Consider the following 25,889-nt stretch of genomic DNA (forward strand, 5'->3'; position numbering starts at 1 on the left):
CGTTGTAGTGCCTTATTTTTCTGTTGATTGGCGTTTTTGACGTGCATCAGCGGCATTTGCACGTGCGTTTGCTTCTAAGTCATTGTGGTCAGCGAGTTCGCGAGCGAACTCAACATCAATGCCATCGGCAGCTTTGTTTCGATTTACATTCTTTTTTTTCATTCGACACAATCTCCTTGTGTTTTATGCGGCGTTGCAAAGTTAGTTTGACACAAATAGACTTTTTTATACAAAGAGGATTTGGAAAGCATAGAGCCGAAATATACAATATAACTAATAGAAATGGGGGATAGAGATGGACTTGTTGAATGGGAAAACAGCTGTTGTAACGGGTGCTGCACAGGGGATTGGAAAAGAAATCGCACGAGTTTTTGCAAAACTAGGGGCCAAAGTATTAATTAGTGATGTAAATGAAGAGAAGCTACAAGAAACGACACGTGAATTATCAGATGAAGGGTATGATGTGAGTTTATATCGATGTGATGTGAGTAATCAAAATGAAGCGAAGTCGTTAATTGAATATGCGGTGCAAAAATTTGGTACATTACATATTTTAGTGAATAACGCTGGGATTACAAAAGATGCAATGTTACATAAGATGGAGAAGTCTGCTTGGGAACAAGTATTACAAGTGAACTTAACTGGCGTTTTTTATTGTATGCAGCCAGCACTTCTTTATATGAGACAACAACAGTATGGACGGATTATTAATATTTCTTCTATTAGTAGGGAAGGAAATATTGGACAAGCAAATTATGCGGCTACAAAGGCAGGGGTTGTAGGCTTAACAAAAACAGCAGCGAAAGAGGTTGGAAGTTTTGGTATTACGTGTAATGCGATTTGTCCAGGATTTATGGATACTGATATGACAAAAACAATACCGGATAAAGTAAAAGAGAAAATGGTTGGAGCGATTCCAGTTGGAAGAATCGGAACACCGGAAGATATTGCAAACGCAGCTGCCTTTTTAGCATCAGAGTATGCGTCTTACATTACAGGAGAGGTATTAAATGTGAGCGGCGGGTTGCAAGTGTAAGTGAATACATAATGAAAAGAACCTGACCTACTCGGTCAGGTTCTTTCTCGTTAATTTAAGTTAATCCAAACGCTCTTCACTTCTGTATAGTTGTTCAGCGCGTAAGATCCCATTTCGCGGCCAAGACCAGATTGTTTAAACCCTCCAAATGGAGATGCTGCATCAAAGACGTTATAACAGTTTACCCATACTGTACCTGCACGTACTTTGCTTGCGATATAATGTGCCGTTTTTACGTTCTCTGTCCATACACCAGCCGCTAAGCCGAATTGTGATTTGTTCGCACGATCAATTACTTCATCAATATCGTTAAACGGTAATGCGGAAATAACTGGACCGAAAATTTCTTCTTTAGCGATTGTCATCTCATCATTTACATCAGCGAATATTGTAGGAGAAACGAAGTAACCTTGATCGAATGGTTTGTTTCCTCCGCAAAGTACTTCAGCACCTTCTGCAATTCCTTTTTCAATATAACCCATTACACGTTTTTGTTGTTCTTCAGAAACGAGAGGTCCGATTGTGGTTTCTGGATTTAGACCAGCACCTTGATTTAATTTTTTTGAATATAGAACGAGATCAGCCATGACATTATCGTACATTTTCTTCGGAATAAATAAGCGTGACCCAGCACAGCACACTTGTCCTTGGTTAAACATAACACCAGAAAGGGCAGCAGGAATCGCTCGAGATAAGTCAGCATCTGGTAAAATAATGTTTGGCGACTTACCACCAAGCTCTAATGTAACGCGTTTTAACGATTCAGATGCTTGTCTCATAATTTGTTTGCCGACTGGAGTAGAGCCTGTAAATGCAATTTTATCTACGAGTGGATGATTAACGAGAGCTTGTCCAGCTGTTTCGCCGAATCCAGGAACGATGTTAACAACGCCTTTCGGGAATCCAGCTTCTTCAATTAATTCAGCTAAGTATAGAGCGGATAGTGGAGTTTGTTCTGCAGGTTTTAAAACGATTGTACATCCTGTTGCAAGGGCTGCACCCATTTTCCACATTGCCATAAGAAGTGGGAAGTTCCATGGGATAATTTGACCGACAACACCAACAGCTTCATGGCGTGTATAGTTAAAATATTCACCAGAAACAGGGATTGTTTGTCCAACGATTTTTGTAGCCCATCCAGCATAATAGCGCATATGTTCAATTGCAAGAGGAACGTCTGCTGCTGAAGTTTCGCGGATTGGTTTTCCGTTATCTAAAGTTTCGAGCTGTGCCAGCTCTTCTTTATGTTCTTCCATCAAATCAGCAAGCTTGTACATAAGACGGCTTCGTTCAGCGGTGCTCATGCGTGACCAAGGACCTTCATCGAAAGCCATTCGAGCAGCTACCACAGCTTTATGAATGTCTTCGCGACCAGCTTCAGCAACGATAGCGAGTGTTTCACCAGTTGCTGGGTTAGGCGTTTTAAACGTTTTACCGGAAGCGCTTTCGATGAACGCTCCGTTCACATATAGTTTCTTTGTGCCTTGAAGAAATTTCTCTACCTTTTCATGAAGATTTACAGCTAGTTGACTCATTGTATAACCCCCTTGAAAATATAATTTAAACGCAGTACGAGACGGCGTTTATTCCGAAATCAAGGATGTGGGAACTAGATGAAAAGCCTCTACTTAAAATCATAAATAATAAATGCTGAAAATTCAAATTTCATTTTCATTACAATTGTAAAAAATATGTAATGAAACATTGTATTCTATATAATTACAAAAAATCCTGCGCGTTTTTGTTTTCTAGTAGGAAAAACTAGAAAAACAGTGGTACAATTATACATCGTGAGAGGAGGGAGAAAATGAAGAATTATCATGATGATCCGCGCTTTCGAGTTGCCCATAGAGAAGCGTTAATTGGTCTTGGATTAGCTATTATTAATTTTATAATATGGTATGGATTTGCTTATGGACTTGGAAGTAAGGATCCGAGTGAATATACATATGTATTAGGTTTTCCAGCATGGTTTTTTTATAGCTGTATTGTTGGATTTATCGTAATGGTTATTTTGCTTATTTTAGTTGTTCGTTTTTTATTTCAAGATATTTTACTCGATGAGGAAGAAAAAAGTGAGGAATGATAGATGAATTGGTATGTAATAATCCCAATGATAATTTCTTTTATCGTTGTGTTTTTAATTGGTGTATATGCATCAAGACGTGTACAAGCAACCGCTAATAATAAATTTTTACAAGAATATTTTCTTGGTGGGCGTGAACTAGGTGGCTTATTATTAGCTATGACGATGATTGCTACGTACGGTAGTGCAAGTAGCTTTATCGGCGGGCCTGGTATTGCTTACAATATGGGTCTTGGATGGGTGCTGTTATCAGCGATTCAAGTTGTAACAGGATATATCGTTTTAACGGTTATTGGTAAAAAATTTGCTATTATCGCTAGGAAGATGGAAGCAATTACGCTTATTGATTATTTAAAGGGTAGATACAATAATAAAGCGGTAGTTGTTCTTTCTGCGTTATGTATTATAATCTTTTTGTTCTCAGCAACAGTAGCCCAGTGGGTTGGCGGCGGACGATTAATTGAGTCGCTAACAGGACTTTCCTACACAACGGCACTATTTTTATTTACATTTTCTGTACTTGTGTATGTGTTAATTGGTGGATTTCGTGCAGTCGCTTTATCAGATACGTTATTAGGAATCATTATGTTAGTCGGAACAACAATCATTTTAATTGCTACTATCATTGCTGGTGGCGGAGTTGAAAAGATTATGCAGGAACTTATTCAAATTAATCCGAATTTAATAACGCCGTTCGGAGCGGATGGAAGTTTAACGAAATCATATGTCACATCATTTTGGATTTTAATTGGAATTGGTGTCGTTGGATTACCGCAAATTAGTGTGCGTGCTATGTCTTATAAAAATTCAAAGGCTATGCACCAAGCATTAATTATTGGAACGGTTGTCGTCGGTACAATTATGATTGGTATGCATTTAACAGGTGTGTTTGCAAGAGTAGTCCTTCCAGGCATAACGGTACCAGATAAAGTAATGCCGCTACTCGCGATGGAAGTGTTGCCACCTTGGTTAGCTGGAGTTTTCTTAGCTGCCCCAATGGCAGCGATAATGTCTACTGTGAACTCATTATTATTACTTGTAAGTTCTTCAATCATTAAGGATATATATGTGAACTACATAAATGAAGATGCCGCGGATAGTACGATAAGGAAAGGTAGCCTATTGATTACTGGTGTCGTAGGATTACTCGTATATGCTGCCGCTATTAAGCCGCCAGACTTTTTAATTTGGTTAAATTTATTTTCTTTCGGTGGTTTAGAAGCAGCGTTCATTTGGCCGATTGTGTTAGGTTTATATTGGAAAAAAGGAAATGCAACTGGAGCTCTCGCATCTATTTTAGTCGGAGTAGGTTCCTATATGTTTATTCACCTTTGCTATCCTAATCCATTCGGTATACATACAGTTGTTTTCCCGATTTGCTTTGCATTTATTGCTTATATAATTGGTAGTATGGTTAAAATGAAAAAAGTAGCATAATAAAATAGAAAAACGTAGGGACTTCTAAATATGAGGTTTCTACGTTTTTTTATGTATATAACAAAAAATTTCTTTTTCAGTCTGTATTCCACCATACATTCATAAAGTAATAACAATTGATGGGATGGAGTTGAGGTCTATGAAAAAAATATTATTTTTAGGAGACCCAGGAATTGATGACTCTTTAGCAATTATGTATGGATTGTTGCATCCTGATATTGATATTGTTGGAGTAGTAACGGGATATGGGAATGTAACGCAGGAAAAGGCGACGAGTAATGCGGCGTATTTATTGCAAATAGCAGGCCGTGAGGATATACCTGTTATTAATGGAGCGAAAATTCCTTTATCAGGGGACGTTACAACATATTATCCGGAAATTCATGGGGCAGATGGTTTGGGACCTATTAAGCCTCCAAAAACTTTTTCTCCCAATATTAAATCTTTTTGTGCATTTTTCGATATCATTGAAAAATATAAAGGGGAACTAATTATTGTTGATGCCGGCCGATCAACAACGTTAGCGACGGCATTTATTTTGGAGAAACCGATGATGAAGTATGTGAAGGAATATTATATAATGGGCGGTGCTTTTTTAATGCCTGGAAACGTTACGCCAGTCGCGGAGGCCAATTTTCATGGAGACCCAATTGCATCACAATTAGTTATGCAAAATGCAAAAAATGTGACATTAATACCGCTTAACGTTACATCAGAAGCGATTATTACACCGGAGATGGTGAAATATATTACGAAACATTCTAAAACGAATTTTAAGAAATTAATAGAACCGATTTTCAATTATTATTATAAAGCTTATAAAAATCTGAATCCTAAAATAACAGGGAGCCCAGTGCATGATGTAGTAACGATGATGGTAGCGGCAAATCCATCTCTTTTAGATTATGTTTATCGCCGTGTGGATGTAGATACAGTTGGAGTTGCAAAAGGAGAAAGTATCGCTGATTTTCGTCCTCAGCCTGATTCGAAAGCGTTGAAAAATTGGGTGAAAATTGGTTGGTCATTACATTATAAAAAGTTTCTTGAGGATTTTGTGAAAATTATGACGTAGACATAATAGGAACATACAAGTTAAAATAATGGAGATGATTATTTAAATAATCATCTCCATTATTTTGTTTTTAAGAGATAAATAGAGAAGAGTTACACAATAGGAGAGGAATTTCACTTGAAAAAAACTATAGTATGCGCAGTGATTGTGGGTATTTTTGTTTTGCTGATATCGGGTAACTTTTTAGTGAAAAAGGTGTGGAGTTCAAATAATGATGATGCGCAGTACATCGCATCCTTTATTGAAGAGCATAAAAATGAAAAAAATAGCGCTCTTCTAGTAAAGAGAAATGATAAAGTTGTGTATTCTGTAAATCCAGATGTTGTATTGCCAGTTGCTAGTACGATGAAGTTAATTGTGGCGCTTGAATATACGAAACAAGTTACAGAGGGGAAAATCGATCCGTCTAGTTTCGTTTCAATTAATGATGTGAATCGTTATTATGTGCCGAATACAGATGGTGGTGCACAAGATAGATGGCAAAATTATTTACAAAAAAAAGAAAAGATAACTGAAGGAGCGGTTTCTTTAGAAGAAGTTGCAAAAGGAATGGTTAAGTTTAGTTCTAATGCAAATACTGAATATTTAATGGAGGTATTAGGATTAGACAATATTAATCGGAATTTACAAAGTTTAGCGCTTCCTGCACATCAACCGCTATTTCCGATCGTTTCATCTTTATACATTCCGGGATATTTGCATAAAGAATTACATGTTCCAAAATATAAAATAGAGAAAAAGTTAAAAGAAATGTCTCAAGCGCAATATCGTGAATATGCTATGATTATTCATGAGCGCTTAAAAAAGAAGGGACCATTATTACAGAAGGAAATTCCTCTGTATTTAGAAGAACGTTACGACAAAATTTGGTCGGATAGATTACCGGCTGCTTCCGCTAACGATTATATGGTACTGCTTCAAAAGGCAAATCATCAAGGTGGCCTTACAGAAGCGGAAGAAAAAGTGTGGGCGAATATCGTTGAAACAGATATGAGTGCAAAGAAATATCGTAAAACATTCAGGCATGCCGGGCAAAAGAATGGTTATACACCATGGACGGTAACAAAAGCAGTTTATGCAATGGATAAACGCGGAAACTGTACAGAAATTGTTTTCTTGGCAAATAATTTAAATGAAGATGATAGTGCTGAAATACGTAAACATTTAGCAAATCTACATTTCCAAGTGTTGCAAAGTGATAAGTATGATGCGACTTTTATTAAATAAACTCGGTGCTATGAGCGCCGAGTTTATTTTTATATACAAGCACTTTTTCACCATCCCTGGGTATGATGGGTAGTAACACTTAGGCGAAAGGGGAAAAGGTGATGAAACAGAGTAAAGAAGAGTTTATTAAGAATGAAGGCGCTGATTTCCCTGGGAAAACATATGTAGATTGTGTATTACAGCATGTATTTGATTTTCAGCGTAATTATTTATTGAAAGATATGTTTCAAGTGCATAGGGCACATATTATTATGTTAACTGAAGAAAAGTTAATGAAAAGAGAAGAAGCGAAAGTTATATTAACAGCACTTAAAAAAGTAGAGGGGATTCCAAAGGAGCAGTTGCTATATACAGAGCAACATGAAGATCTTTTTTTCTTAGTTGAACATTTACTTTCTCAAGAAGCAAAGTGTGAATTTGTAAGTAATATGCATATCGGTAGAAGTAGAAATGATATGGGTGTAACGATGTATCGCATGAGTTTGCGGCAATTTGTATTGCGGTTAATGGAACATCATTTATTGCTGCAAGAAAGTATGCTGGAGCTTGCGGGTGAACATATGGAAACAATTATGCCCGCTTATACACATACACAACCGGCGCAGCCGACAACATTTGGTCATTATGTTTTGGCAATTTATGATACGATGCAACGAGATTTAGAAAGAATGAAAAAAGCGTATCATCTTGTAAATCATTCTCCAATGGGGGCAGCTGCCCTTTCTACAACAAGCTTCCCAATTAAGAGAAAACGAGTGGCACAGTTACTTGGGTTTACAAATGTAATTGAGAACTCATATGATGCTGTTGCTGGAGCGGATTATTTATTAGAAGTTAGCTCGTTACTAATGATTATTATGACGAACACGAGTAGGTGGATTCATGATTTTTTACTATTAGCGACGAAAGAATATGATGGGATTACTGTAGCGAAGCCATATGTACAAATAAGTAGTATTATGCCGCAAAAACGAAATCCTGTTTCAATTGAACATGCCCGTGCTATTACGAGTAGTGCTTTAGGGGAAGCATTTACTGTATTTCAAATGATTCATAATACACCATTTGGCGATATTGTCGATACGGAGGATGACTTGCAGCCGTATTTATATAAAGGAATCGAAAAGGCGATTCGTGTTTTTTGTATTATGAACGCAGTTATTCGAACGATGAAAGTAGAAGAGGAAACGTTAAAAAATCGTTCATATAAACACGCGATTACGATTACAGATTTCGCAGATGTTTTAACAAAAAACTATGAAATACCATTTCGGCATGCACATCATGCAGCAAGTGCGATTGCGAATATGTCATTGCAGCAGAAAAAGGAGTTACATGAATTAAATTTCAAAGACATAAATGTATACTTACAAGAAAATTTGAAAGTAAATTTATTAGAAGAAGAGTGGAAAGAAATTATATCGCCAGAAGCTTTTATTCAAAAAAGAAATGTATATGGTGGACCGAGTAAAAAAGAGATGGAGCGTATGATTAATAAACGTAAAGAATCGTTTCGAAAAGAAGAAGAGCTATTTGAGAAGGAAAAGAAGAGAGTGTTACATGCTGAAAATGATTTGAACACATTAGTTTCAAATATTATTGAATCGTAAAAGAAGGATTTAATGAATTAATCGCCAATACTTAATTTAAATATAAATCGAGGGAAGAGATTGTCGATGATTCAATTACATGTATATGAAGAGATTCTTAATTTTACAGAAGAGGTTACACCATTTTTAGAGAAGAATGAGCAGGAAAATAATCTCATATTAGGTGTATTACAAATGGTCCAAGAACCGATATTTATAGGAGTAGCAAAACAAGAGGAAGAAATTGCAGCTGTATTTCTTCAAACAGAAGAAAAGAAACAAATAATTGTTGCTACGTCTGAGATTTCGGCAGTAGCTATTAAGGAACTTGCAAAAGAGTTAACGAAAGTATATCCAAATATTCCTGGATTGATTGGTAATAAAAAAATCGTACAGAAATTAGCGGAAGAGATTGCAGTGTTAGAGAATAAGAAAACTAATGTTGCAATGGAGCAAGGTATATATGAATTAAAACAAGTAAAGAAAAAGTGGAACGGAGATGGAATCTTTCGAGAAGTAAGTAGTGATGAGCTAACATTAATAGAGCAGTGGATATATCAATTTTGCGAAGATGTGAAGCTTCCTACTACGAAAGAAGAAGCGAAACAAACTGCTCATACATTAATTACTAATCATCGTCTATTTGGTTTAGAAGTAGACGGGAAGATTGTTTCTGTAGCTTCAAAAACGAGACCGACTACAAACAATATAACAGTTAATTTCGTATATACACCGAAAGAAGCTCGGAAAAAAGGGTACGCATCTAGTTGTGTCGCTGCACTTAGTCAACGTATGTTAGATGAAGGCTACAAAACAACGACATTATATACGGACCTGGCAAATCCAACATCAAATAAAATTTATCAAGAGATTGGTTATGAGAAGATGATGGAGTCTGTACTCATATTTTTAGAGAAATAGAATGAAAAGGCACGCTATTATAGCGTGCCTCTTTGTTATTCATCAATTCGAATTACTTCACCCTGCGGGAAATTCTCAGTTTCTAGTAAGTTACGAATAGCTTTCGCAACATATTCAGGTGACAGTAGCTTTCCTTCTTCTTTTAATGCGGTGAATCGATCTAAGTTAATAAAGTCTTCCTTATTTGTTTCACGAATTTGTGCTTGCATATTTGTATCAACAACACCGGGTGCGAAAGCGACAGTTTTTACAGGATATTCTTTCTCCACTTCTTCAGTAGCTACGCACTGTGTAAACATATTTACACCGGCTTTCGTTGTACAATAAGCTCCCCATCCGAAATAAGGATTTTTTCCTGCGCCAGATGAAATATTTATAACGCGTTTATCTACTTTCCAGTCTTTCGTATGTTTCATGAAAGCGGAAGTAAGGATCATCGGTGCAATTAAATTAATTTGAACGTTCGTAATCAATAAATCACTTTCTGATTTTTCGATGGGTTTTATTGGTGCAACTGTGCCTGCATTATTAATTAAATGAATAGATGAGACAGTGTCTTCTTCAATAGATGAAAAGATTTCGTTAAAGCGAGTTTCTAAATTATGTACATCTTGAAGATCTACGGAATGGAAAATACAATTGCTGCTGTTTTGCTCTGCGAGTTTTGTAAGCTCTTTATTCTCTCTTCTAGAAATAGAGATGACCGTTGTATTTTCTTCTAACAATTGCGTGGCAATTGCCTCGCCTAAACCTTGTGAAGTTCCTGTTACGATAACGTAGCGCATAGTTTTATAAACCCCTCTCGTATGTGCGGAATTTTGTTGGACAACGTACACTCTATAGTTTGTCTACATTTTATAGTATAGAGCACTTTTTACTATAAATGAAATGAGATGATTATGTGCCTTTTATGAATCGTTTTACAACAACAGTAACTGGTGCCGTCACGTTCACTGGGAACACGTTGGGACTAAGTCCTACATCACCTGCACCAAACAATAACTTCGGTACGATTGATGTGTTTACAACGATAAATACATCGCTTCAAGTACCTGGATTCCCGGCAGGAACAACGAATGACTGGCCATTAAATTCTTCAAGTGCAATTTTGAACCTTCCAGCAGGGAGTAGTGTTTTATACGCAGAACTAGTATGGGCCGGCACATACCGGACCGATACAGAGGATGTTACAGCATTTTTAAATGATAATATTTCATTTACAACACCAGCAGGAACATTTTCTGTTGCACCAGATCCTGCAACTGCGCAGCAAGGTTCAGTTGGGAACCAGTTTTATTATGTTCGCTCTGCTAATGTAACGAATCTTGTTAATACAGGGGGAGCGGGAACATATACAACGGGTGCTGTACCGGCTACAAGAACTTCTGCTGATCCAACAGTCAGTCGTTCAGCTGGTTGGACGCTTGAGGTAGTTTATCAAAATGCAAGTTTACCTCTTAGGAATTTGTCAGTGTATGCAGGTCAAGAAATTATCGATGCTTCATCGCCACCAGTTGATGCTACTATTTCAGGTTTTGCAACGCCATCTACAGGTGCTGTTACAGGGAGAGTACTTGTAACAGCTCAAGAAGGAGATTCTAACATTGTTGGAGATCAACTTCGCTTTGGACCGAATGCGAATGCTACAGTTGCTTTATTCGGACCGAGAAATCCCGCAAATAATTTCTTTCAATCACAAATTTGTAATGACAATGGGAATTTAGATACGAGCGGCACGTTTGGAAATTTGAATCAGCCGTTAGGGGCAGCCTTGGCTGTCAGAAGACAAGGGTGGGATATTACGAATGTAGATGCTTCATCATCATTAGTAAATAATCAAACGTCAGCGACAGTTCGCTTCATTACAAATGGAGATGGGTATGCAGCGGCTGGTTTTGGTGTTCAAATTGATGCGACGGGGCCGATTATAAATCCTGTCAAATCGGTTGATAAAACAGTGGCAGCAGTTGGAGATATTCTTACCTATACGATTACCGTTCCGAATACAGGGACGGGAAGTGCGGATAACGTTGTATTACAAGACAGTATTCCGAATGGAACAACCTTTATTGCAGGTAGTGTCACAGTAGGTGGGGTAACCCAGCCGAGTGCAAATCCAGCCATTGGAATTAATTTAGGGACAATACCTAATAATGATCAAAGAATCGTTACATTCCAAGTGAGAGTAACGTCATTCCCAAGTCCAAATCCAATTTCCAATCGTGCAATGGTTTCTTACCAATTCCGTCCTTTTGTCGGAAGTCCTCCTATCACGAGTACAGCATCTTCAAATACAGTACAGACGACGGTAAATCGTGCAAATCTTAGTTTGCAAAAATCTGTAGATCTACAGACGGCAACACTTAATGACATATTAACGTACACAGTGAATGTCACGAACAATGGGAATGTTGCTGCAAATAATGTTATTTTTGTTGATAGTATACCTGCTGGAACAACGTTTGTAACAAATAGTGTTACGGTAAATGGAGTAGCTCGACCAGGAGCGAATCCAGCAAGTAGTATTAATCTTGGAAGTATTAATGCTTCGCAAACGAATGTAGTACGTTTTCAAGTTCGAGTGACATCTAATCCTCTTGTAAATCCAATTCCGAACCGTGCAAGTGCAACGTTTAACTTTATTCCGGTTCCTGGTCAACAACCAGTTTCAGGCCAAGCGACAAGTAATACAGTATTTACTACAATAAATATAGCCGATATAAGAACGAGAAAAACAGTAGATAGAGCTTTTGCGACGATTAATGACGTTCTTACGTATACCGTTACAATTGAAAATACAGGAAATGTACTGGCGACGAACGTTATTTTTCAAGATCCAATCCCAATTGGAACGACTTTTATACCAAATAGTGTAACTGTTGATGGAGTTTCGCAACCTGGGGCAAATCCAGCGACTGGGTTTACGGTAGTGAATATATCTCCAGGTGGAAGTAGAACGGTGACTTTTCAAGTACGAGTTACATCTACCCCATCAGGAGGTACGATTGCGAATCGCGGTAATGTATCTGCAAATTTCGTCGTTATCCCGAATCAACCGCCAGTAACGATTAATAGGCAAACGAATACCGTTGTAACACAAGTTAATACAGGTGGTTTAAATGTAATAAAAGAAGTAAATACAGCTCAAGCGGCAGTAGGTGATACTTTAACATACACGATTGCCGTCCAAAATACAGGTAACGTTCCGTTAACAAATGTATTTTTCCAAGACACTACTTCTTCAGCGGTTTTTTTCGTTGCAAACTCTGTAACGATTAATGGCGCACTGCAAAGTGGACTGAATCCGAATTCAGGATTTTCTCTTCCGAATATCCCTGCGGCTCAGACAGTTGTAGTTACATTTGAAGTATTAATTGAGCAGGATCCGCCAAATGAAGATATTTTAAATAGTGCAACTGTATCCGCGAATTTTCAAGTGGATCCGAATGAACCACCAATAACAATCAATGTTCCGAGTAATGTTGTGAATACAACGGTACAATCAGGGAACTTTGAGGTTGTGAAATCAGTGAATACTGATGTTGCAACGGTAGGGGATGTTTTAGTATATACAATCGAAATAATTAATGCAGGTAGTGTACCAGCTACAAATGTGTTTTTCCAAGATTCAATTCCGCAAGGGACTTTATTTATTGAAAATAGCGTATTGGTTAATGGTGTTTTACAAGAAGGGGCAGATCCAGAACTTGGATTCCCATTAAATAATTTGCCTACTGGCACGAGTGTAATTGTTACGTTTGAAGTATTAATTGATGAAATTCCCCAAGGAAATAATGTCGTAAATAATGCGAATGTCACTGGAGATTTCCTTGTAAATCCAACAGAGCCACCAATTACTGTAACAGTGCCAAGTAATACTGTTATGACAGTGGTGAATTCTTCAGGGTTAAATGTAATGAAGAGCGTAAGTGCTAGTGAAGCAGGTGTAGGGGATACGTTAACGTATACAGTTCGTATACAAAATAGTGGAACAGTAGCAGCAACAAATGTATCATTCCTTGATCCAATTCCATCTGGAACAACGTTTGTAGCGAATAGTGTAACAATAAATGGAACGTCTCAACCAGGTTTAAACCCAACAACTGGATTTCCGCTTGCTAATATTCCAGTAGGAGGAACGGTAACAGTTGCTTTTCAGGTGACGATCACGAGTGTACCACCAAATAGAGTTCTTCCGAATAATGCGAATGTAACAGCTGATTTTCAAGTAAGTCCTTTGCAGCCGCCAATTACAATTGTAACGATTAGTAATATTGTTGTGACACGAGTGAATGTAGGATCAATTAATGTAATAAAGAGTGTAAATACACCACAAGCAGGTGTAGGAGATACGTTAACGTATACGATTCGTATTCAAAATACAGGAACTGTTCCTGCAACAAATATTATTTTTCAAGATCCGATACCTGTTGGAACTGCGTTTGTAGTGAATAGTGTCACGATAAATGGAGTTGTTCAGCAAGGTGCAGATCCTATGGCAGGCTTCCCAGTTCCGAATATTCCAGTTGGGCAAACGACTACAATTACGTTTCAAGTTACAGTGACGAGCGTTCCGAGTGGTGGAAATATAAGAAACCAATCGAACGTTACTGCAAGTTTTCTTATAAATCCAGCCAATCCTCCAATAACAACTGTTACGAATAGCAATTTCGTCGTGACGCAAGTAAACACAGCGCAGTTAAATATACAAAAATCTTCCTCTGTACAACAAGCAGCACTTGGAGAAACTTACACGTATTCTGTTGTTATTCGAAATAACGGTACAGTTACAGCAACGAATGTTTCTTTTGTTGATCCGATTGCTCCAGAAACAACATTTGTCGCAAATAGTGTAACGATAAATGGTACGCCTCAACCTGGGTTTGATCCAAATGGTGGCTTCCAGCTTCCTGATATTGCGGCTGGAACATCATTGACTGTAACGTTCCAAGTAACAGTAGTTGCGCCATCCACGCGCGGAGCAGTATTAAATACGGCATCTGCTACAGCTACTTTCTTATTAAATCCTTTACAACCACCTGTAACAACAACAAATTCAAGTAATACAACAGTAGTTACGATACCGTTACCTCCTCCTGGTGAAGTAACAGCAACAAAAACAGTTGACGTTGCAACTGGGGCTGTTGGAGATGTATTAACGTATAGCGTGCTAATTACGAACGTAGGAATTATACCTGTTACAGATGTGCTCTTCCAAGATGTCATTCCGGAAGGAACGACATTTGTAGAAAATAGTGTAACGATAGGTGGGGTTCAGCAACTTGGTTTAAATCCAGAAATAGGCTTTACCGTTACCCCGTTATTAATTGCTGTTGGAAGTATTACGGTAACATTCCAAGTGACGATTACAGAAATTCCAGATAATGAAGTCATCTTAAACGATGCAGACGTTACATTTACTTCACAACCAAATCCGCAGGAACCACCGATTACGGAAACGATATTAACAAATTTAGTCGTTACGACAATTAATATAGCGTTTATTTTTCCGTTAAAACTAGTAGATAAAGAAGTAGCGACTGTAGGAGAAATTTTAACGTATGATGTATTGATTTTTAATTTTGGCACAGTAGCAGCAACCAATGTTCAATTTATCGATATTACTTCTGCTGGTGTAACATTTGTACCAGGAAGTGTGAGCATAAACGGGGTACCGGCACCAGGATTAGATCCTTTTATCGGTTTTACAGTTCCAGATATACCTGTAGATGATTTTGTACTTGTCACATATCAGGAGATGGTAACGAGCATACCAGAAGGTGGTACAGTTGTTAACTTTGTAGACGTTACCGCTACATTTGCTGTAAGTGAAACAGAACCGCCTATTACTGAAACAACGACAAGTAACACGACATTAACCGAAATAAATGAACCTGGTTTGAATGTTTTAAAATCAGTAAGTGAGCCAATTGTTGCAGTAGGCGATACAATCACCTATACAACAGTAGTTCAAAATACAGGAACAGTGGTAGCGACGAATGTTCAATATAGTGATGTATTACCTTCCTCTATAGCATTCGTGCCGAACAGTGTAACGATAGACGGTGTGTTACAACCTGGATTCAATCCTAATAATGGATTCCCGCTTCCAGATATAAATCCAGGTGAAAGTGTAGAAGTAACATTCCAAGTAACAGTTGTTAGTGTTCCATCAAACGGAACAATTGCCAATACGGCAAATGTTACTGGAAGCTTTATATTAGTACCAGGAGAACCACCAGTTATAATAAATCAGCCAAGTAACACAACGCTCACAACTGTAAATAGAGGACGCTTTAATGTTATTAAACAAGTCAATAGAGCTGCTACCTTAGTTGGAGATGTATTAACGTATACAGTGCAAATAACGAATACAGGAACAGTAACAGCTAACGATGTTCAGTTTATTGATACGATTTCAGCAGGAGCGTCATTTGTACCAAATAGTGTAACGGTAAATGGAGCCCCGCAACCCAACTTAAATCCGATTACTGGCTTTGGAGTTGGAGATATACTCGTTGGCGATACAGTTATAGTGACGTTTCAAGCGACAGTTACAACCATCCCGTCATCAGGAACAATTACGAACGTTGCAAATATAACAGGAAGCTTTACTTTAGTGCCAGGAGAGCCACCAGTTATAGTAAATCAGCCAAGTAATACTACAATAACAAGGGTAAATAGAGGGCGATTCAGTGTTATAAAAACTGTAAATAAACAAGCGACGAGATTAGGAGACACTTTAACTTACGCTGTGCAAGTAACAAATACGGGAACAGTGACAGCGACGAATGTTCAGTTTATTGACGTTCCATCAGCTGGTTTAGAATTTGTTCCAGGAAGTGTGCAGATAAATGGGATTCCGCAAGTAGGTTTAGATCCTTTTGTAGGGTTTTCATTACCGGATCTTGCAGTAGGGGATAGCGTATTAATTACATTTGAAGTAAATGTAATCGCAATTCTGCCTTCTAGTAGCATTATGAATACAGCGAGAATAACTGGTGATTTCGAATTGATTCCAGGAGAACCTCCGTTTACAATTACGAATTCAAGTAATACGACAGTCACACCAGTAAATAGAGGCAGTTTAGATATGCTGAAAGAAGTAGACAATTCAATTGTTGGAGTAGGAGATACGGTAACATACAGTGTTCGCATATTAAATACTGGCACGGCTGATGCAAGGAATGTTCAATTTATCGATGTTTTATCTCCGGAAGCTGTTTTTGTACCAAATAGTGTAACGGTGAATGGAGTAGCGCGTCCAGGAGTGAATCCACAGGTTGGATTTACGATACTGGACATTCCAGTCGGTGAGACGGCGATTGTAACATATGAAGCTACGATTACAAGTTTTCCTGATGGTGGTACGGTAGTAAACGTTGCTGGGGCATTAGCAGAGTATATTTTAGTACCAGGAGAGCCACCAGTTACAGTGATGGACACAAGTAATACAGTTATTGTAACGGTAAATACTGCAATTTTATTTGTTGCAAAAGGAGCGGATTTTGAAGTAGCAATGGTAGGAGATGTTGTCACTTACGGAATTGCTGTTATAAATGATAGTACAGTTCCTGTGACGAATATTATTTTAACAGACATCATTGACCCAAATACGTTATTTATAAATGGCACGGTAACAGTAAATGATGTACCTTTTCCATTTGCCAATCCGAATACTGGTATCCCTTTAGGTAATTTTCAGCCAAATGATGCAGCGATTATTAATTTCCAAGTTGTAATAACAGGAGGGCAAGTAAATAATTTAGTTACAAATACAGCTACAGCGAATGGGCTTGCAACTGTAAATCCTAATGAGCCGCCAGTAGTAGTTGAAGGCGATAGTAATACAGTTGTTATCCCGTTTATTCCTCAAAATGTTTCAACAACAGTCGTAAAAACGGCAGATCTTCAATCAGCAACGATAGGCGATGTTATTACGTTTACGACAGTTATTACGAATACGGGGGATACAGCGATACAAAATATTCGTTTTCAAGATATGTTAGATAGTAGTTTTCGATTTGTTCCTGGAAGTGTAACTGTTGATAATACGCCAGTGCCAAATGTAAGCCCAGTATCAGGGTTTCTTATAGGAAGTTTAAATCCAGGTGAAGCACGGACAGTTTCGTTCCAAGTAACAGTTCAGAGTGCACCAAGTGGTTCAGAAAATTATATTAATCAAGCGAGTATTCGCTTCGAACATCAAGTAGGCACAGTATTGCCACCTGTTACACAAATAATAGATAGTAACATAGTTGTCATTCCATTTGTTCCAACGATAGAACAAATTTGTGAAACAAACTTTAATTGTTTAGACAAATTTCCTTTTAAATGTTCTCCATGTAATCACTTTCGGATAAATAAAAAATAAATACCAAAAGAGCATCCTGCAAGAAAGAATGAACTGCACCTCCAATTGTTAGACACAGTCTAACAATTGGAGGTGCAGTTTTTCTATGGCTAAATTTACAGCTGATGAAAAAATACAAATCGTTCTACGTTATTTGAACGGAAATGAAAGTTATCGAGAAATGGGTAGAGCGATCGGTATAAGTGGCACAATCATTTTGAATTGGGTAAACCAATATAAGCAGAATGGTGTGGAAGCTTTTCTAAAACGATGTACAAATTACACACAACAATTTAAACTAGACGTACTAAACTTTATGATTGAAAACGGTATGTCCTTATTTGAGACGGCAGCTATCTTTAACATTCCTGCCCCTTCAACGATTTCTGTTTGGAAAAAACAACTCGAAACACAAGGAATTGATGCCCTTCAATCTAAGAAAAAGGGGCGTCCATCCATGAAACAAGATTCAAATAAACAATTAAAACAAGCTTTAGCTAAAGGGTCAGTCGAAGCACTTGAAGCACGTATTAAACAGCTTGAAATGGAAAATGAGTACTTAAAAAAGTTGAATGCCTTAGTTCAAAACAAGGAAAAGTCACTAAACAAGACAAAGCGCAAGTAGTCTATGAATTAAGGCATAAATATTCGGTGAAGGCACTCGTGGAGTTAGCTAATATTCCACGAAGCACGTATTATGATTTAGTAAAGAAAATGAATCGCCCAGATGTAGATGCCGATTTGAAAGCTGAGATTAAAGCGATTTATGAGGAGAATGAAGGTCGTTATGGCTACCGTCGTATTCGTGATGAGTTAACGAATCGTGGTCAGAAAGTGAATCACAAAAAGGTGCAACGTATTATGAAAGAGCTTGGATTAAAGTGTGTTGTGCGTATGAAGAAATATAAATCCTATAAAGGGAAAGTCGGTAAAATTGCACCCAATATTTTAGAGCGTAATTTTTATGCAGATGCACCGAATCAAAAATGGGTAACAGACATCACAGAGTTTAAATTGTTTGGAGAAAAACTGTATGTATCACCTGTATTAGACTTGTATAATGGTGAAATTATTACCTATACAATTGGTTCTAGACCGACGTATTCACTTGTTTCAGAGATGTTAGAGAAAGCATTAGAACGTTTACCTGAAAACCACCAGCTACTGATGCATTCGGATCAAGGATGGCATTATCAAATGAGACAGTACGTCCGTACACTTGAATCAAGAGCTATCGTACAGAGTATGTCTCGAAAAGGAAACTGTTACGACAACGCAGTAATAGAGAATTTCTTTGGGATTATGAAGTCGGAGTTCCTCTATATAAAAGAATTTGAATGTATAGAGCATTTTAAAATAGAATTAGAAAAATATATAGATTATTATAATAAGAAACGGATTAAGGCAAAATTAAAAATGAGCCCGGTACAATACCGGACTCATTTGGATCAAGTAGCCTAATGAAATAACCGTGTCTAACTTTTAGGGGTCACTTCAGAATAGGATGCTCTTTTTATGTTTATCTCACTATTTACGGGCAGTAAGATTTCCACCCAAAAATGCGGCTGTAAAGAAAAGAAGTTAGGTGGGAGTCGGGATGTCCGTAAAAGCCAAATTGGTGTGAGCTAATAATCAGTGGGGGATGGACCCCTGCTGATTAAAGTTTCACTTTATTGTTCATGAAGATTCTTTTTCGGGAGGATCAAAAAATCATTGATCTTGTTGGACAGTAGATAATGAACAAAATTTACCTATTTTTAATTTCGTTTCATCATTCCACGAAAAAATAGTAGAGCCTACTTTGCTATAAGTATAATCACCAATATCATATTGGGCGTATTCAGGTTTTTGATTTAAACATAACATGATTATTTAGCATTCTTTCTCAAGTAAGTAATGGATATGGAACATTATATGCAAGGGGGAAGGAAGATGAATATCCCTGTATGAAACACAAATATACAAGTTCTTGTGAAGGAAGAAAATAGTATAATAACTTATTCATGTTAAACTAACGACAGGGAGTGGGAAATATGAGACATAAAATGGGACTATATAATGAGCCTTTTCAATCTATTTATTCGGGTAAAAAAGTATTTGAAGTTAGATTGTATGATAAAAAGCGTCAACAAATAAAATATGGTGATGAAATTGTATTTACCAACCTTACGACGGCAGAAACAATTATTGTAAAGGTAATAGAGATAAAGCAATACGAGAGTTTTAAGGAAATGTACAAACAAATTGATAAAAAATTATTTGATTGTGAAGAACTTAGTATAGAAGAAATGTTAGAAAGTACATACGAAATCTATACGAAAGAACAAGAAAAAGAATGGGGAACAGTTGCGATTGGTGTTGAGGTAATAAAGTGAGAAGAAATCGCGGTGCAGCTATTATTGTACAGGACGGTAAAATCGCTCTTATAAAACGTGTTCGAGAAGGTGAGATGTATTTTGTTTTTCCAGGCGGGGGAATTGAAGAAGGAGAAACACCTGAAGAAGCAACGAAGCGAGAGATTTATGAAGAATTAGGGGTACATATACAAGTGGAGCATCTGATTGCAAAGGTGGAATATAAAGGTACGGAGTATTATTATAATGCCCATATTACAGACGGAGTTTTCGGAAGTGGTAAAGGCGAGGAGTTCGAGTTGAAAGATAGAGGGAGTTATATTCCTTTATGGATGCCGATAAATGATTTGCTAAATGTAAATATAAAACCGTATGATGTGGCAAAAAATGTATTCGATTATTATAGGGAATAAGGTCTGACAACATACAAAAAAAACCATTGACATAGCCTTCTGATTTAAGTATTGTATTCGAGTATGTTTATAATCAGGAGGTTTATATGAGCAATCAAACTACTACACATCATGTGAAAATGACAACAGCAGATCCATCTGGAATCGGTCTATTTGGATTAGCGATGGTAACACTTGTAGCATCATCTCAAAAGTTAGGCTTAACAGATGGCGTTTCACTTGTATTACCATGGGCAATCTTTTTAGGAGGATTTGCACAAATCTTTGCAAGCATTCACGATGCAAAGCATAATAATACGTTCGGTACAACAGCATTTGGTGCGTACGGCCTATTTTGGTTAGGTGTTGGAATGACTTGGTTAATTCAACTTGGAGTATTTGGCGAAAAATTAGCCCAAACTGCAGATTCAAAACAGCTTGGTGTAGCCTTTATCGGATACTTGATTTTCACGATCTTTATGACAATTGGTGCAATGGAAACACATAAAGTATTATTTATGATTTTCGTCCTTATTGATTTCTTATTTATCGGTCTTTCATTAAGTACTTTAGGTGTTATGCCGCACGCAATGCATAATTTAGCAGCGTATTCTGAACTATGTATTTCATTATTATCTTTCTATGGTTCAGCAGCAGCTGTGTTAAATACACACTTCGAAAAAGTTGTATTACCAGTTGGAAAACCATTTGGTATTTTTAAAAAGTAATAAAAAAGAACGGATGATTGTATAGTCATCTGTTCTTTTTTTTATGGAATTAAATAAAATAACAAAAAATATAATTGAAATTGATTCTCATTATTAATATAATGAGAATGAGAATCATTTATTGTAAGAGGGGGATGTTAAAGTGGCAAAAATTTTAATAGCGTATGCAAGTATGTCAGGAAATACAGAGAGTATTGCTGATTTAATTAAAGTAAGTTTAGATGCCTTTGATCATGAAGTAGTATTGCAAGAGATGGAAGGTATGGATGCTGAAGAATTATTAGCTTATGATGGAATCATTTTAGGATCTTATACGTGGGGTGATGGTGAATTACCATTTGAAGCGGAAGATTTCCATGATGAGTTAGAAAATATAGATTTAACGGGTAAAAAAGTGGCTGTTTTTGGATCAGGTGATACGGCGTATGAACTGTTTTGTGAAGCGGTAACGATATTTGAAGAACGTCTTGTAAAATGCGGGGCAGAACTTGTACAAGAAGGATTGAAAATTGAATTAGCTCCAGAAGATAAAGAAGACGTTGAAAAATGCAGTGATTTTGCAATTGCTTTTGCCGAGAAGTTCTAGGAATGGGAGTGTCAACGTGGAAACAATGTTAAGTGCAACTGCTATTACAAAGTTAAGAGATGGAAAGCTTTTGTTAGCTACTACATATAATGGTTTATTCATTGAAAAAGATGGAGAATGGAAACAGGTTTTAACTGGGTTCCAAAAACGAATTCGAGATTTACATAGTGAAGGTAACGTAGTTTACGGAGTAGGAGACGAAGGAGTTTTTATTCGTAGTATGAATGGTGGAGCAACGTGGACGATCCAGCGCTTTCCAACGAAAGCAACGAGCTGGAATGTATGTAGTAATGAGAATGGAACAGTAATTGCTCATGGAGATAAAACACTGTATCATTCTAATAATTTTGGTTCTACATGGGAGACTATTCAGCCATTTCTTAAGTACGGTAGTGAGGCACCATCTATTCGATCATTATTTTTATATAAACATTACTTATTTATAGGTACGAAAATACATACTAAATATGGTGGTGTTTGGCTTTTTGATTTAGAGACACGTAAATTAAAAAGGATTAAAATAGCGATGAATCAGATGATTTCTGCGTTGACTATACAAAATTCCTATTTAGTAGCGGCAAGTGGATCGTGCAAGGGAATTAGCGGAAATATTTCTTTTTGCAGAATAGATGAGAGTATCGAAAGTGATAAAATAGGTTGGCATACATGTCAAAGTGAACAAAAAGCGAGTAGTTATTTAGATTTAAGTGTGGATCAACATGTGTTATATACAACGTCAACGCAAAATAAGGCGGGAATTAGTACCGTTTGCCGTGTGCTTCTTGAAGAAGGAATTGTTACAGTATGTGATTCGGTTAAAGGGCATGGTTGGCGCATTGTTAATGAAAAAGAAGGCTATGTTGTAGCTGGATCAGGTGAATTAAAAGAGATGCAATGGAAGAAAAAAGCTGTATAGCTTAAAAAAACTTTACTTTTATTATATTGATATGATATAGTTACTTTAAACCATTTTACTTTTAATAATATAGAGATTTAAATGAGCTGTAACTTCCGAGGAGGATAGCAATATTAAATCTCCTCAGGGGTTGCAGTTTTTTAATATATGATGTATTATTGTAAAGTGGTTGAAAATTAATATGTACATATAGGTACATTGTAGGAGGATTTTTTAAATGCAAAACGGTAAAGTAAAATGGTTTAACGCAGAAAAAGGTTTCGGTTTCATCGAGGTTGAAGGCGGAGAAGACGTATTCGTTCATTTCTCAGCTATCCAAGGCGACGGCTTCAAATCTTTAGAAGAAGGTCAAGAAGTTACTTTCGAAGTAGAACAAGGTAACCGTGGACCTCAAGCTACAAACGTAAACAAGAAGTAATTATGAAAAAAGAAGGGCTTGCCCTTCTTTTTTTTGCGTTTTTATTGAAGGTCCTCCTATTTATACGTGATAATAAGACTGAATTTTCGATTTATATTCAAATGTATAAACTGCATGTATAAATAGATACTGAAAATAAAGTGAAGCTGTTAATTAGGCTTTTCATATTAATAGGAATTAGAAAGAGGTATACAAATTGAAAAAGGCTACACATTTCATTGTGTTTGATATTGAAAGGAATTTTAGGCCGTATAAATCAGAAGATCCGTCAGAAATAGTTGATATTGGAGCTGTAAAAATAGATGTGAGTACAATGAAGGTTATTGGAGAATTTTCAGAGTTAGTAAAACCAAGTGCCCCATTAACTCGTCATACAACAAAATTAACTGGAATTACAAAGAAAGATTTAATTGGTGTAGAGAAATTCCCTCAAATTATAGAGAAATTTAATCAGTTCATCGGAGAAGATTCTATATTTATTTCATGGGGAAAAGAAGATTATCGTTTTCTATCTCACGATTGTACATTACACGGTGTAGAATGCCCATGTATGGACAAAGAGAGCAGATTTGATGTGCAAAAATTTGTTTTCCAGGCATATGAAGAATTATTTGAGCATACACCAAGTTTACAATTTGCAGTGGAGCAGCTCGGTTTAACATGGGAAGGTAGGCAGCACCGTGCTTTCGCAGATGCTGAGAATACAGCAAATATCTTTCTGAAAGTATATGGCGAGAGAGATATTAACAAGCGATACAAGAGACATGGTGAGCTTGAACTTGTAAAGAACGGAAAACTAACAGAAAAAGCGAAAAAAAGGATGCGAAAATGGGTGTTTAAAGAACTGAGAAAAAATACAGAGCGTCCTTTTGTATGGAGTGCATTTGAAAGTAGTGACACGTGGGAAAGTATAACGGAAAGATATTATATAAGTGAATCTGCAGTAGAACTTCTGAAAAAACACTTTCCTACTGCGGTGAGAAAGGCGGAGCGGCAGCTTAGGTATTTGGCTGAGATGGAGAAGGTGCAGGAAGAGGGAAAGGTAACGTAAATGTATTAAGGTAGCTAAGGCTAGTACTTGTTATGAGGAGAATTTATTAGTGAGCAATGTAAAAACTCCTATTCCATTTATAGATATAGGAGTTTTTTAGTATTTACTTTTAAAGTGAGTTGATCATTCTTTATATTCTCGAATAAACTCACTGACATTATCTGAAAGAAGAAAATGTAAAGATGCCGTGATAGTAGATATATCCCAGTCCCACCAGGAAATTTGTTGAAGCTCTTCAATCACTTCTGGTGAGAAACGATACCGAACCAACTTTGCTGGATTACCTGCTACTATTCCATACGGCGGGATATCTCGTGTTACAACGCTTCTTGCGCCAATAACAGCTCCGTTTCCGACTTTGACTCCAGACATAATCATAGCGCCACTGCCTATCCAAACGTCATGACCAATGATTACATCTCCCTTAGTTTTCGGATGGCCGCTAAACCCCGCACCCTCGGGAACTATCACATTAAATGGATAGGTACTAATCCAATCTGTTCTGTGTTCGCCACCTAAAAAGACTGTTACATGGTCGGCTATGGAACAGAACTTACCTAATTTAAGCGAAGCTCCTTCCCCCCAAGTACGAACATTAAGGTCACCATATGACAATCTCCTATTTCATACGAAGCAAGCTGTGGATTTTGATTTAAGAACAACCCCTACACCTCCCAAATAGATATAGCATCTTATGTATATGGGTTTAGAGGGGAGGAAAGTAGTGAATGGTAAAAGTAAATCTATAAAATGATAGCTTGTTTCTTTGAAGTACACAAACATATTAGTATCTCTGTTTCTCCTCAATCCGCTCAATCACGTCCTGAAGCTCATCCGACTTCAAAAACTCAATCGGAGAGAATCCTTTCTCAAACGTAAGCGAATCCGCCAGCAATTCCCTATAATACTGTACTAATCTTTTAACAACTTGTCCCCAAAATAGCAGGATGTATATAAAATACTGTATATATGATTTTTAAGGAGATGTTTTCTTGACGGAAAGAAATTGTAGTAGTCACCATTATTCGTTTGCTCCCTTCATCAGCCCCAATCCTATCACCTCATTTAATCCGATTCAACGTTATCCAAAAATTGATAAAACAGCTTTTATAAGTCCATTTTTTAGCGTGATAGGCGATGTGAGAATTAAAGATAATGTATATGTAGCTCCTAATGTAAGTATTCGTGCGGATGAAGGAACTCCATTTTATATTAGTTCAAACACAAATCTGCAAGACGGAGTTATCTTACATGGTTTATTGAATAAATACGTTTTTGATGGTGATAAAGAGTATTCAATCTATATTGGGAACGAAGTAAGTGTTACGCATGGCGCTCTCATTCACGGTCCTTGTTATATAGGAAATAAGGTGTTCGTCGGTTTTAAATCAATTGTGTATAATGCGATTATTGGAGAAGGAACATTTATTTCATACAATGCAGTAGTAACAAACGGAGTACGTGTTTCGACGAACAGGTTTGTCCCGCCTGGAGCCAATATAGATACACAAGAAAAAGCAGATGCGCTCTTCCGAGTACCAAAAGACGACGAAGAATTTGCAAGAGAAGTACAACGTGTAAATCAAGAATTTCCTGCTTCTTATAACTTATTATTCGGTTCGCATCGCATCGTTGTTCTTGCGGAATGCCGTACAATCATTAAAAATTAGCAGTTTTTGAGATGAAGTGTTTATTATACATGAAAGTGGTTTAAAAGATTCGT

The 25,889-nt window shown here is 37.0% G+C and carries 20 protein-coding genes and 3 pseudogenes; 17 read left to right on the plus strand and 6 right to left on the minus strand.

Annotation, left to right across the window (positions count from 1 at the left end):
- Window positions 1–12 precede the first annotated feature (12 nt).
- Entirely contained in the window at window positions 13–162 is a 150-nt protein-coding gene (locus tag MKX77_RS07160; protein WP_002066466.1) for a YfhD family protein, read from the minus strand.
- A 133-nt stretch (window positions 163–295) separates the two neighbouring features.
- Between MKX77_RS07160 and fabG the strand changes: the two genes are divergently transcribed.
- Window positions 296–1,036, plus strand: coding sequence for a 3-oxoacyl-ACP reductase FabG (gene fabG / locus MKX77_RS07165; RefSeq protein ID WP_002111090.1), 741 nt, complete (start codon window positions 296–298; stop codon window positions 1,034–1,036).
- 50 nt (window positions 1,037–1,086) lie between these two features.
- Here the strand turns inward: fabG and dhaS are convergent, their stop codons facing one another.
- Window positions 1,087–2,571, minus strand: coding sequence for an aldehyde dehydrogenase DhaS (gene dhaS / locus MKX77_RS07170; RefSeq protein WP_341306149.1), 1,485 nt, complete (start codon window positions 2,569–2,571; stop codon window positions 1,087–1,089).
- Window positions 2,572–2,843: 272 nt separating this feature from the next.
- On the opposite strand from dhaS, the gene MKX77_RS07175 reads away from it, so the two are divergent.
- The 6 genes from MKX77_RS07175 to MKX77_RS07200 all read left to right on the plus strand — a co-directional run bounded on the left by MKX77_RS07175 (window position 2,844) and on the right by MKX77_RS07200 (window position 9,368).
- A complete protein-coding gene (locus MKX77_RS07175; RefSeq protein WP_002111088.1) occupies window positions 2,844–3,122 on the plus strand; it encodes a YhdT family protein in 279 nt (92 codons plus the stop codon).
- 3 nt (window positions 3,123–3,125) lie between these two features.
- The gene (panF, locus tag MKX77_RS07180) at window positions 3,126–4,559 is read left to right on the plus strand and encodes a sodium/pantothenate symporter (RefSeq protein ID WP_341306150.1); all 1,434 of its coding nucleotides are present in this window, start codon (window positions 3,126–3,128) and stop codon (window positions 4,557–4,559) included.
- 139 nt (window positions 4,560–4,698) lie between these two features.
- On the plus strand, window positions 4,699–5,631 hold the full coding sequence (locus MKX77_RS07185) for a nucleoside hydrolase (RefSeq protein WP_341306151.1): 933 nt from the start codon (window positions 4,699–4,701) through the stop codon (window positions 5,629–5,631).
- Window positions 5,632–5,748: 117 nt separating this feature from the next.
- A complete protein-coding gene (locus MKX77_RS07190) occupies window positions 5,749–6,858 on the plus strand; it encodes a serine hydrolase (protein WP_341306152.1) in 1,110 nt (369 codons plus the stop codon).
- 101 nt (window positions 6,859–6,959) lie between these two features.
- Entirely contained in the window at window positions 6,960–8,468 is a 1,509-nt protein-coding gene (gene argH, locus MKX77_RS07195) for an argininosuccinate lyase (protein ID WP_341306153.1), read from the plus strand.
- A gap of 66 nt (window positions 8,469–8,534) precedes the next feature.
- Entirely contained in the window at window positions 8,535–9,368 is an 834-nt protein-coding gene (locus MKX77_RS07200; RefSeq protein ID WP_341306154.1) for a GNAT family N-acetyltransferase, read from the plus strand.
- A 35-nt stretch (window positions 9,369–9,403) separates the two neighbouring features.
- On the opposite strand, the gene MKX77_RS07205 is transcribed toward MKX77_RS07200, so the two are convergent.
- Window positions 9,404–10,153 (minus strand): (S)-benzoin forming benzil reductase, encoded by a 750-nt coding sequence (locus MKX77_RS07205; RefSeq protein ID WP_341306155.1) that lies wholly within the window; start codon window positions 10,151–10,153, stop codon window positions 9,404–9,406.
- A gap of 116 nt (window positions 10,154–10,269) precedes the next feature.
- Between MKX77_RS07205 and MKX77_RS07210 the strand changes: the two genes are divergently transcribed.
- Window positions 10,270–17,742 (plus strand): DUF7507 domain-containing protein, encoded by a 7,473-nt coding sequence (locus MKX77_RS07210; RefSeq protein ID WP_341306156.1) that lies wholly within the window; start codon window positions 10,270–10,272, stop codon window positions 17,740–17,742.
- 85 nt (window positions 17,743–17,827) lie between these two features.
- Window positions 17,828–19,182, plus strand: a protein-coding gene (locus MKX77_RS07215) for an IS3 family transposase (protein ID WP_341306157.1) whose coding sequence is annotated in 2 segments (ribosomal slippage) — window positions 17,828–18,281 and window positions 18,281–19,182 — 1,356 coding nt in all. Because the reading frame shifts where the segments join, the coding sequence is not laid out codon by codon here.
- A gap of 273 nt (window positions 19,183–19,455) precedes the next feature.
- On the opposite strand, the pseudogene MKX77_RS07220 reads toward MKX77_RS07215, so the two are convergent.
- Window positions 19,456–19,587, minus strand: a pseudogene (locus tag MKX77_RS07220) (CatB-related O-acetyltransferase); the annotation flags it as partial.
- Between the two features lie 167 nt (window positions 19,588–19,754).
- Here MKX77_RS07220 and MKX77_RS07225 point away from each other — a divergent pair.
- The 7 genes from MKX77_RS07225 (at window position 19,755) to MKX77_RS07255 (ending at window position 24,166) form a co-directional block, all read left to right on the plus strand.
- A complete protein-coding gene (locus MKX77_RS07225; protein WP_341306158.1) occupies window positions 19,755–20,096 on the plus strand; it encodes an ASCH domain-containing protein in 342 nt (113 codons plus the stop codon).
- On the plus strand, window positions 20,093–20,488 hold the full coding sequence (locus tag MKX77_RS07230; protein WP_341306159.1) for an NUDIX hydrolase: 396 nt from the start codon (window positions 20,093–20,095) through the stop codon (window positions 20,486–20,488). Before MKX77_RS07225 ends, MKX77_RS07230 begins: the two co-directional genes overlap by 4 nt.
- Window positions 20,489–20,574: 86 nt before the next feature.
- The gene (locus MKX77_RS07235; protein WP_088079053.1) at window positions 20,575–21,195 is read left to right on the plus strand and encodes an acetate uptake transporter; all 621 of its coding nucleotides are present in this window, start codon (window positions 20,575–20,577) and stop codon (window positions 21,193–21,195) included.
- Window positions 21,196–21,337: 142 nt separating this feature from the next.
- Window positions 21,338–21,781, plus strand: coding sequence for a flavodoxin (locus MKX77_RS07240; protein WP_001062757.1), 444 nt, complete (start codon window positions 21,338–21,340; stop codon window positions 21,779–21,781).
- Window positions 21,782–21,797: 16 nt separating this feature from the next.
- Window positions 21,798–22,697: a WD40/YVTN/BNR-like repeat-containing protein gene (locus MKX77_RS07245; RefSeq protein WP_341306160.1), complete on the plus strand. Its 900-nt coding sequence runs from the start codon at window positions 21,798–21,800 to the stop codon at window positions 22,695–22,697.
- Between the two features lie 217 nt (window positions 22,698–22,914).
- The gene (gene cspB / locus MKX77_RS07250) at window positions 22,915–23,115 is read left to right on the plus strand and encodes a cold shock-like protein CspB (RefSeq protein ID WP_001179147.1); all 201 of its coding nucleotides are present in this window, start codon (window positions 22,915–22,917) and stop codon (window positions 23,113–23,115) included.
- Between the two features lie 196 nt (window positions 23,116–23,311).
- Window positions 23,312–24,166 (plus strand): exonuclease, encoded by an 855-nt coding sequence (locus MKX77_RS07255; RefSeq protein WP_341306161.1) that lies wholly within the window; start codon window positions 23,312–23,314, stop codon window positions 24,164–24,166.
- A gap of 123 nt (window positions 24,167–24,289) precedes the next feature.
- Here the strand turns inward: MKX77_RS07255 and MKX77_RS07260 are convergent.
- Window positions 24,290–24,828 (minus strand): annotated as a pseudogene (locus tag MKX77_RS07260) (CatB-related O-acetyltransferase).
- Window positions 24,829–24,950: 122 nt separating this feature from the next.
- Window positions 24,951–25,133, minus strand: a complete 183-nt coding sequence (locus MKX77_RS30620) for a DUF3898 domain-containing protein (protein ID WP_445819110.1) — start codon at window positions 25,131–25,133, stop codon at window positions 24,951–24,953.
- A gap of 25 nt (window positions 25,134–25,158) precedes the next feature.
- Here MKX77_RS30620 and MKX77_RS07270 point away from each other — a divergent pair.
- Window positions 25,159–25,829: pseudogene (locus MKX77_RS07270) on the plus strand (carbonate dehydratase).
- The last annotated feature ends 60 nt before the right edge of the window (window positions 25,830–25,889 follow it).

The organism is Bacillus sp. FSL R9-9410 (assembly GCF_038050385.1).
Classification (GTDB): Bacteria; Bacillota; Bacilli; order Bacillales; family Bacillaceae_G; genus Bacillus_A; species Bacillus_A cereus_U.